The following is an 8,745-nucleotide window of genomic DNA, read 5'->3' on the forward strand; positions in this document are numbered from 1 at the left end:
AAGGCGGCCCAAAAGGCGGCCTTTTTTTTGCTGAAGGCCACAAAAGTCTAAACAAATTTGTACTTTTGAATGATTTTTAGCTAGCTAAAATAAGCCCAGCCCTTTTGCTCGGGCCTCTAGTTTTTAGGCTTGAAAAAGCCCGTTTTTTGCCGCTCTACAAAGCCGGCCGCTAGCAAAAAAAATAGCTACGCCTTTTGGCAATATAGGCCCCTAAGCTCTTGCCAAAAAAGGAAGTAGCCCATCTTTCTCAACAATAAAGAGGGCCCCGCCCTCTAGCTATATACATATTTATGGGATGTTCGAATTGTTCCAGTACTGGCGGTTGTAGCAGTACTGGTTGTGGAGATAACGGAAACTGTAACAGCGGAGGCTGTAATAAACTCAATACCTTTGATTGGCTCGCAAATATGGAAATGCCCGATATGGCCCAACTCGATGTGGTCGAGCTCTCTTTCAAAGATAATATGCGAAAGGCGTTTTATCGCCTGCCCCCTTATCTGCAAATCCATACCGGCGACCTAGTGGCCGTAGAAAGCAAATCTGGCGGCTACGATATTGGCCGAGTGAGCCTAATGGGCGAATTGGTCCGCCTGCAAATGAAAAAGAAAAGGGTAAAACCTAACGCTATTCTCCCCAATGTGCTCCGTACCGCCAATGAAAGAGATCTGGAACGCCTAGCCGAGGCTAGAGCTGCCGAACAAGAAACAATGGTCCGCGCCAGAGTCTTGGCCCGAGAACTCCAACTCGATATGAAAATTGGCGCCGTAGAGTATCAAGGCGACCGCCGAAAAGCTACTTTCTATTATACCGCCGACGGCCGAGTGGATTTTCGCGAACTGATCCGCATCTTCGCCCGAGAGTTCCGAGTGAAAATCGAAATGCGCCAAATCGGCGCCCGACAAGAGTCTGCCCTAATCGGTGGCCTAGGCCCCTGTGGCCGAGAACTTTGCTGCTCTACCTGGCTGACCGATTTTAAATCCGTCTCTACAACAGCCGCACGCTACCAGAATTTAGCCATCAATCAGTCTAAACTCTCCGGACAATGTGGCCGCCTCAAATGTTGCCTCAATTTTGAGCTCAATACTTACCTCGATGCACTCAAAACTTTTCCTAAACATATCCATCGCCTAGAAACAGAAAAAGGAAGCGCTCAACTCCTTAAAACGGATATCTTTAAACGGATTATGTACTTTGCCTACCAAAAAGAATTTGGGGGTATGGAGGTCTTTCCGCTCTCTGTAGAACGTGTGCAGGAAATTGCCGCCCAAAATAAAAAAGGCCAAAAACCTTATCACCTCTCCGAGTTTATTGTGGACAATAAAACAAGCCACCACTTTAATAAGGAAACTGGCCCCGACGATTTTGTCGATGGCTCCGGTAGCCTAGAACTTAGCGAACTCAAAGAAGATAGAAAAAGAAATAACCGCAAACGAAAACGCAAACGAAAACCCAAAAATCCAACAAAACAAGGCCCTAAAGGCCCTCAACCAACAGAGAATAAAACGAAGCCTAGTCGCTCTAAAAGCAATCGTAAAAAACGCCCCCGAAACTCGCAAAATAATAAAGCGAAGCATGATGCTAACAAAAAATAAATGGCTCCCTTTTATGTTGTTGCCACTCTTGGCCCTATTTACTAGCTGCCAAGATTATCTCTATGAAGAAGAACAAGCTATCCCTGAAGCTATCTGGACCTATGCCGATGCCCTGCAGTTTACGCTACCCATTTCAGATACTACAGTAGCCTATAATCTCTATCTAGAGATTAAACATAGACAAGACTATGAGTTTGAAAATGTCTATAGCCTCCTAAAGGTCAAAATGCCCGATGGAGAACTCAATGAACGACAGGTCTCTCTCGAACTCGCTAGCCCAAAAGGAAAATGGGAGGGCGAATGCCAAGGCGAGTTCTGCCAACGACGCCTTATCTTTATGCCCAATATTAAGTTTAATCAACTGGGCAACTATAAAATTGAGTTCCAACAGTATAGCCGCCAAGATTCTCTGCCCGGCATCGCTAGCCTGAAACTCCTTCTAGAAACCGCAAAAGCTGCTCCCGAATCCTAAATTATGATGCGCCAATTCGCTACCGCTTTTTTCGCCCTTAGCCTGCTTTGGGCCTGTAAAAATGATGCCCCAAAACCCCAACCTACTCCAACTCCCGAACCAGAGGAAAAACTGGCCCAAGCCCCTACCTTTATCGCCGATTCTGCCTACGCTTTCGTTAAGGCTCAACTGGCGTTTGGCCCCAGAGTTCCCGAAACCCAAGGCCATGAGGATTGTGCCAATTGGCTGATCCAAAAGTTTGAATCCTACGGAACAAAGGCCCATATCCAAACCGCCGAAATGAATAATGGCCAAGGCAAAACTTACCCCATCAAAAATATTGTGGCCCAAATTAACCCCCAGGCCAAAACACGCATCCTGCTCGCTGCGCACTGGGATACCCGCGCTATGGCCGACCGCGATAGCGAACGCCAATCAGAACCTATTCCCGGCGCAGATGATGGCGCTAGCGGAGTAGCCGTTCTACTCGAAATTAGCCGCCAAATCCAAAAACAAGAACTCCAAAATGTAGGGGTAGATATTGTCCTTTTTGATGTGGAGGACCAGGGCCTCTCTGGCGATGCCTATGACCGCAGCTCTTGGTGCCTAGGCGCCCAACACTGGAGCCGAAACCCACATACTCCCGACTATAAGGCGAAGTTTGGTATCCTGCTCGATATGGTCGGCGCCCGCGCCGCCCGCTTCCCCAAAGAAGGGGTCTCGCTCAAACATGCCGCTTTTTATGTGGATGAGGTCTGGCAAACAGCCTGGAAGTTAGGCTATAACGACTTTTTTGTAGACGAAACGCACGGCCAATTGGTCGATGATCACCTTTTTGTGAATGAAATTCGCAAAATCCCCATGCTCGATATTATCAATTTACCCAAGGGCAGCCCCACCGGCTTCGGCCCCTATTGGCATACCCACCAAGATGATATCGATATCATTAGCCCAACGACCCTCAAAGCAGTGGGCCAAACGGTTTTGCAAGTAATTTATCAATACGAAGAAAGAGGAAAGTAATTAAAGGTTTGGGGCCTCAGCTGCGCTGCGCTTGCTGCGCTACGCTTTGGGGCTCGCAGTTCTGCTCGGCCCTGCGCGGGCTTCGCCCGCTGGGTCTGGCCCTTCGGGCCACCCCGCCGCATCGCTAGGCCAGTCGCTTCGCTCCTCTGCGGCGGCTTCGCCGCCTGCTATACGCAAAACGGGCTGGTCCAACAAAAAAGGACCAGCCCGTCTAATGTCTATACCTATGGATTTCAATGTTTTTTCCGATGAGTTTTTTATGCGCCAAGCCCTCTTAGAGGCCCAAAAAGCTTTTGAGCTAGATGAGGTGCCCGTTGGCGCTGTTTTGGTGGCCCAAAATCAGATTTTGGCCCGAGCACATAACCGCACCGAAGCCCTGACCGATATTAGCGCTCATGCCGAAATTTTGGCCATTACGGCCGCGGCCCAAGCCTTAGATAGTAAGTATTTGCCCAAGGCTACACTTTATGTCACTCTAGAGCCCTGCCTGATGTGCGCCGGCGCTTTGGCTTGGGCCCAAATTGGTCGAATTGTCTATGCCGCCGCCGACCCCAAAAGAGGGTTTCTGGCCCTTGCCCCAAAAGCGCTACACCCCAAAACCAAATTGGAACAAGGACCACTAGCCGAAGAGGCTCAAGCCCTACTCCAAAGCTTTTTTAAACGCAAACGCTAGCTTAAAAGCAAAAAATATACCTTAGGGTCCAGCTGGCTGAGGGATGGAAAGTGGTGCGGCGTAGCCGCAGACCCAGCAGGCGGAGCCTGCGCAGGGCCGAGCAGACCTGCGAGCCACGACACAGCCCGACCCGGCCAAAGGCCGGGGCAGCCCCAAAAAAATAAAAAAAGAAGATGAACAGCAGCGCAAAATTAGAATACAAAAAGGGCCAAAATGCCCTAAATGCCAACCAGCCTTTGGCCGCTTTGCGGGCCTTTTGGACGGCCTACAAGCTAGACCCACAGCCTGAATTTATCTATGATGCGGCCTATGCGCTGCTTTTGCTCAAACGCTACCGTTGGGCACAGCAAACTTATGCCTTTTTGGGCGATTTTCGGGCGGCGGTGCAGGCCAGTTGGGCCGTAGAAGGAGAGCTATCGGGCCGCTTTCCCAAAGGCTTTTATCGGGCGCTCATCCAAAGTCGAAATTTGCCCAAAGAAAAGGCCCTGCAAGCCCTAAGCCTCATGCGGCAACATGCGGTAGCTTATGCGCCCGCCTATTTGGAGGCTTGTCGTTATTTGGATCAGCAGCCCAGCCAGGCCTATCAGTTGGCTTTGGCCGGTTTGGATCAGGCCGAAGACCATTATACATTTGGGGGCTTAAAGCTGCAAGCGGCTCTTTATCGCTATTATAGGGGCCAAAAAGAGGCGGCCCGAGAGCTCCTTTTAGAATTAGAGTATTCGGGCCGCCTCTGCGAAGAAATTCGGCAAATGATTATTAAAATGCAGGCTACTGACGAATAATGGTAATGGGGCCTTTAAAGACGCCCCAGCCCTCGCCGAGGTCCAGAATATAATAGTAGGTGCCCGCAGGAAGAGGGCCATTGGCAAATTCTCCCTGCCAGTTGTTGTTGTAAAAATCGGCTCGGTAGACTAGGTCGCCCCAGCGGTTTAGAATGCGCAATTTGTTTTTGGGGAAAAGCTGGATGTTTTGAATTACCCAAAAATCATTTTGGCCGTCATTGTTGGGCGTAATCACATTGGGAATAAAGAGAATGTCTTCCACTCTAGGACGCAACTCTACATAAAAAGAATCTAGGCTGCTGCAGCCCTCCATACTCTCGCCTAAAAGTTGGATGTATCCGCTGCTGCTGGGCTGGGCAATTGTTTGTGGACAGATGTCACAATCTATATCTAGGCTAGGGCTCCAACTGTAGAAGTCGGCCCCATTGGCTGCTAAGGGAATGCTGCTGCCCTCTACAATGAGGGTGTCATTATTGAGTTGGAGCTGAGGGGCGGCAAAGACCTCAATTAATAGGCTGTCGCTCCAGCGGCCGCAGGCCGCATTTTGGCCCAACAACTGAAGCTGATATTGGCCAGGGGAAAGTTGGGGAGAAAAGCTGGAGGTACTGTTACTTGCCCAAGGTTGCCCATTAATGTAGAGCTCATAATTATTATATAGGCCAAGGGTTTCGCTAAGTAGAATCTCGGCATTGTCGCAATAGGGGGCGGGGGCGGCTTCTAGTGTTAATTCTGGACTCTTTTGGGCCAGAATAAAAAGGCTGTCGCTCCAATTGCTCAGTAAACTGTCTAGGGTAAGGCTTTGAAGGCCCGCAAAGCTAGGGAGCTGATTTTGAAGCTCCTCGAGGTGTGTCCAGCCATTGCTCCATTGGGCCAGCTGTTCAAATTGGCCCTCCGTATTGGGGTCGCTATAAAAGCTAATTTGAAGCGGGCTGCTACCCGCCTCTCTATTAATGGCATGGCTATAAAGTGGGTTGAGCAGGCAGAGTTCTAGTTCTTTTTGCTGTCGGTCTAGGCCATATTGGCCGGCATCTCCAGCCCAATAACTAGCCCAAACTTGGCTACTATCATTAGCCTGAGGCTGAATTAAAATCGGGCGAAAGAGGCGAAGGCCATTATCTGTGCCACCCAGAGCAAAAAGGTAGGGGGCTGGGCGGTCCATTTTGCGGATCAATCCGCCAGGCCCAGAAGAAGAAATAAATCCATATTGGCCATTTTGGCCCGTTTGCAAGGCATTGGGCGCCGCCGAAAGAATTTCGAGCCGTTGGCTATCTAGGGCCAATTCCCATTCATTCAAGCGGAGCTGGCCTGTCACAAAACTAGCTTGGGCGCTAGCTGTTTTATGGTCGCTGCCGGCCAAGACCAAATAATGAAATCGGCTAGGGAAATTTCCCCGAATGGCCTGCTGGCCTCCATCCAAAAAGAGCCAGCCTTCGTTAATAGAACTGAAGCCTTGGTTGCTGGGGTGGTTTTGGATAAAGTCGCCGCTAAGATGTATAGTGTCGCTATTGTCAATCGCTCCAGCATTTTCAAGGTCGCCCTGAACACTGAGCATAGCCCCCGATTTAATGGAAATTAGGGCTCCTTGATTATGCAATTGTGCCGTTAAGGAGCTAGAAAAAAGCAGGCAGAAAAATAGGGCCTTGAGGATTGGCTTAGAAAACATAATGGGCATATAATTGAATGCTAAACTAGCCTTTATACCTAAAAAATACTGTCACTTAGGCCATTTAGCAAGATATAATTATTTATCTTTGGAAGAATAGCCTATCAATAAAGGGATTAACTAACTATAATACAAATTTTTATGAAAATAAAAGCACTAATCGGAGCTGCCCTATTGGGTTGGTCAAGCCTTAGTCTTCAGGCCCAGCAGCTAAATGCAGATTGCGGTGTCAGTTTTGCCGATGGTCAGCTTATTAAGCAACGTCTAATGGAAAACCGCCGCTTGGTGGATCCTGCAGAAATAGCTGCTTTTCAGCAGAGCCGAAATATTAAATATATCCCTGTAAAGTTTCATATAGTAGGCGATGCCAATGGTGAGAATACAGTATCATTGAGCAATGTATTTGCTATGCTTTGCGATATGAATAATGACTATCGCTCTCAGGATGTGCAGTTTTATATGCAGGGCGTGAGTAATTCGGTCAATTACTTTAATAATAACACCGTCTATAATGATGGGGGCTCTTTTGGCTCGCAAAACATCATGTTTAATAATAAGTCGGCTGGAGCGATCAATATCTTTATGAGTGCTTCGGTGAACAACCAAGTGGCTTCTTATTATACGCCTTCAGGCGACTTTATTTTTGTCTTGAACCAAATGGCCAATGGAACCTCTAGCACAGGAACGCATGAGGTGGGCCACTTCTTTACGCTGAACCACACCTTTTATGGTTGGGAGGGTGCCGATGTGACCGCCTATGAGCCAGGCAATGCGCCTAACTTGATTAACGGATATGCAGTAGAGCGTGTTGTTCGTACTGGGGGGAGCGCCAACTGTGCTTCTGCAGCGGATGGCTTTTGCGATACGCCTGCAGATTATGTCTCTTTCCGCGATAATTGTCCCTATACTGGGGGCGTAAAAGATCCTTTAGGGGTGGCTGTAGACCCTATGGAGTCTAACTTTATGTCTTATTATGCCGATGCTTGTGTCGATTCATTTACGGCGGAGCAAAAGTCGGCTATGGCGGCTGATATTTTGAGCCGTTGGAACTCTTTTTCTGCGCCCACGCCCAATGCCGTAGTTTCTGGTGCAGGAATTACAGCTGTAGCGCCTACTAATGGCGGAAGTGTAGAGCTAAATGGCGATATCACTTTAGAATGGACCGCAGTGAGCAATGCTACGGCCTACTATATTAAGATTGAGCGCACTTTTGGTGGAATTCCTATTGAGACGGTTACGGAGAAAATTGTTTATGGAACAACCACAGCAACTATCCCGCAGGCTGAGTTGGGTTACCCTCGTCAGTATAGCTGGACCGTTCGTCCGCTCAATCAGTTGAATACTTGTGGCGCCACTTCTCCTGCGCAGAGCTTTAGCACGACGGCCCCTACTTCTTCTGTCATTGGCGAGGAGTTTAGCAGCATGTCTGAAATGCGCTTGATGCAAAACCCTTTGGCGGGGTCTACGGCAGAATTGCTCATCAATTTGCCCAAGGACTTGATTGCTAGCCTAGAGGTATATAGTTTGGATGGCCGCAAAGTAGCGGGTCTAGATAAGATTCAGTTTTTTGCTGGCGACAATGCGCAGCTTCTAGAAGTTGGGCAGTTGAGCAATGGGGTTTATATGGTGGTCTTGAATACGCCCTATGGCAACTTGCAGCAGAAATTAGTAATTCAGCGCTAATTCGCTTATATATAATATATAGAGGGACAGTCTTTTTTTGAGAGGCTGTCCTTTTTTATGTTTTGGGGCCTCCGCTGCGGCTTCGCCTTGCGGCGCTACGTTTCGCAGCTCGCTATTCGCTCGGCCCTTCGCCGCTGAAAGCGGCTTGGTCTGGCCTTCGGCCACTGCTGCACATCGCTAGGCCGCTCATCGGTTGATATTAGGTTGGGCGGTTGTTTTCAGCCTTTTGGTCCAATTTGGATGTAGAGGCGGCGAAGCCGCCGGCTTAGGGATGGAAAAGGGGGCGGCGCAGCCGCAGACCGAGCAAAAAACTTGTTTTTTTGCGAAGGGCCGAGCAGACCTGCGAGCCCTGACACAGCCCGGCCCGCCTGCAGGGCGGGCAAGCCCCAAAAAAGGAAAGAGTTGCAGATAAATAGGGTAGGGGAGGGGGGAGACGGCCAGAAAGTTGTATTTTTGCGCCAAATTTAAAAAGAAAGAGATGCAAAAAGAGAGTCAATTATTGGAATTGCAGCAGATCGTGGTAGAGCAGAAAGCTGCTTTACTGAAGGTGGTAGAGACTATTAAGGAGGAGGGCGTATCTAATTACCCTATTTTATGGATGTATACGGGTTCGGCTCGGCCAAATTTGGGAATTTATTTGGGAGAATTGGCAGGGGGCGCATGGCAGCATGGGGCCACCACCTTAGAGGAGTTGTATACAAAGGGGATTATTGAGGCGGAAAAAATTGATAATTTTCGGGCCTTATACAATCACAAAGGCGGGCACTTCTGCGTTTTGATGATGAGTTTGGAGCAGACCGAATTGGTTTTTTTGCCTTACAGCCTGGTAAAAAACGAGAATTAGAAAAGAGGAGGTTGGGTAGAGGAGAGAAGAAAAG

At 48.8% G+C, this 8,745-nt stretch carries 8 protein-coding genes; 7 read left to right on the forward strand and 1 reads right to left on the reverse strand.

The features are described from left to right. Nucleotides 1–290 precede the first annotated feature (290 nt). From SGRA_RS10075 to SGRA_RS10100, 5 genes are all read left to right on the forward strand, one after another. Nucleotides 291–1,592 carry a PSP1 domain-containing protein gene (locus tag SGRA_RS10075; RefSeq protein ID WP_041329609.1) on the forward strand — a complete coding sequence of 434 codons (1,302 nt, stop codon included), beginning with the start codon at nt 291–293 and terminating at the stop codon, nt 1,590–1,592. Next, complete coding sequence (locus SGRA_RS10080) at nt 1,573–2,064, forward strand: gliding motility lipoprotein GldH (RefSeq protein ID WP_015692574.1); 492 nt, start codon at nt 1,573–1,575, stop codon at nt 2,062–2,064. The genes SGRA_RS10075 and SGRA_RS10080 overlap by 20 nt, the downstream gene beginning before the upstream one ends. 3 nt (nt 2,065–2,067) lie before the next feature. Beyond that, a complete protein-coding gene (locus SGRA_RS10085; protein ID WP_015692575.1) occupies nt 2,068–3,066 on the forward strand; it encodes a M28 family peptidase in 999 nt (332 codons plus the stop codon). A gap of 214 nt (nt 3,067–3,280) precedes the next feature. Beyond that, on the forward strand, nt 3,281–3,739 hold the full coding sequence (locus SGRA_RS10095) for a nucleoside deaminase (RefSeq protein WP_015692577.1): 459 nt from the start codon (nt 3,281–3,283) through the stop codon (nt 3,737–3,739). 173 nt (nt 3,740–3,912) lie between these two features. Continuing rightward, nucleotides 3,913–4,521, forward strand: coding sequence for a hypothetical protein (locus SGRA_RS10100; RefSeq protein WP_015692578.1), 609 nt, complete (start codon nt 3,913–3,915; stop codon nt 4,519–4,521). Here the strand turns inward: SGRA_RS10100 and SGRA_RS10105 are convergent. Further along, complete coding sequence (locus tag SGRA_RS10105; RefSeq protein ID WP_148268324.1) at nt 4,508–6,184, reverse strand: T9SS type B sorting domain-containing protein; 1,677 nt, start codon at nt 6,182–6,184, stop codon at nt 4,508–4,510. The genes SGRA_RS10100 and SGRA_RS10105 overlap by 14 nt on opposite strands. Before the next feature lie 141 nt (nt 6,185–6,325). Between SGRA_RS10105 and SGRA_RS10110 the strand changes: the two genes are divergently transcribed. Beyond that, complete coding sequence (locus tag SGRA_RS10110) at nt 6,326–7,867, forward strand: zinc-dependent metalloprotease (RefSeq protein WP_015692580.1); 1,542 nt, start codon at nt 6,326–6,328, stop codon at nt 7,865–7,867. Nucleotides 7,868–8,345: 478 nt separating this feature from the next. Then, on the forward strand, nt 8,346–8,711 hold the full coding sequence (locus SGRA_RS10120; protein ID WP_015692582.1) for a hypothetical protein: 366 nt from the start codon (nt 8,346–8,348) through the stop codon (nt 8,709–8,711). Nucleotides 8,712–8,745 lie beyond the last annotated feature (34 nt).

Source organism: Saprospira grandis str. Lewin (assembly GCF_000250635.1).
GTDB lineage: Bacteria > Bacteroidota > Bacteroidia > Chitinophagales > Saprospiraceae > Saprospira > Saprospira grandis.